At 78.6% G+C, this 1134-nt stretch carries 1 protein-coding gene; it reads right to left on the bottom strand.

What is annotated here, in order from left to right:
* A partial coding sequence (locus ACFRMQ_RS40880) for a helix-turn-helix domain-containing protein (protein WP_380736006.1) occupies positions 1 to 1134 on the bottom strand: 1134 nt, incomplete at both ends.

The following is a 1134-nucleotide window of genomic DNA, read 5'->3' on the forward strand; positions in this document are numbered from 1 at the left end:
CGCGGCCTCGATCACGAGTGATCCACGTCTGACCGCCCTAGTGACGGTCGCCACCTTTTTGCCCTGGGTCCTGTTCGGTTTGTGGGCCGGAGCGGCGGCCTCGGCCCGGCCGGCGAGGGCGTGGGCTCCGGCGAGGCGGGCGGTGATCAGGGCGTGGTCGCGTGGGTGGGCGGCCGGATCGAGGAGCCGCAGCGCGTCCTCCAGCCGGGCCGCCGCGGCGCGGGCGTGCGCGGTGCGGCCGGTGCGGACGGCGAGGTCCCGGTGGCAGGTGCCGTGCGCCACGGCCAGCACCAGGTCGGCCCGCGCCGACCACGGCGTCGGGTCGCCGGAGCGCAGCGCGGCGTCGGTCAGCCGCCGGGCGTCCGCCAGCGTCCGGCGCACCTGCGGGGCCCGGCCGGCCAGCGCGTGGGCGTGGGCCTGGGCGACGGCGGACCAGGCGCGCAGCCCCGGCAGCGGAGGGGAGGCGGCCCGGGCGGCCTCGGCCAGGGCGAGCGCGGTGGCCGGGTCGCCGTGCCACCAGTACAGGGTGCTCTGCCGAGCGAGCAGCGCGGTCGCGGTGGCCCGGTCGCCGCTGGCGCGGGCCCGTTCCAGACCGGTGGCGTACCAGCTGAGCGCGCGGGCGTGGCGGTCGCCCTCGAAGTGGGCCCAGCCGGCGAGCTCGGCGTACTGGGCGGCGAGCGAGCGGCCGGCGGTGAGGTGCTCGCGCGGGTCGGAGCGCGGTCGGCCGAGCAGGGTGTGGGCGTGGTGTTCCAGGACGGCGGCGAACTCCTCGCCGCCGATCCGGACCGCGGCGGCGCGGTAGACGGCGAGCAGGTGGGCGAGCACCTCGACGGTGGCGGCGTCCGGTGGGGCGGTGCCGGGGGCGAGCGGCGGCCGGGCGGCGGCGCGTTCGCCGAGCCGTTCGCGTTCCCGCCGGACAGCCTGCCAGAGGTCCGCCAACTCGCCCTCGGTGAGCAGGAGTTCATCGGCCCTGGCGGGCATTCCGGGCGGCGGCCAGCGGCGGGCGTTCTCCACCCGGCTGATCAGTGAGTCGTGGTAGCCGAGCAGCCGGCCGAACTCGGCCTGGCTGAGACCGCGGGCCTCGCGCCAGTGCCGTAGGCGGCGGCCGAAGCGCAGACGCGCGGACTCGGGTGC

The organism is Kitasatospora sp. NPDC056783, from assembly GCF_042789895.1.
Taxonomy (GTDB): Bacteria; Actinomycetota; Actinomycetes; order Streptomycetales; family Streptomycetaceae; genus Kitasatospora.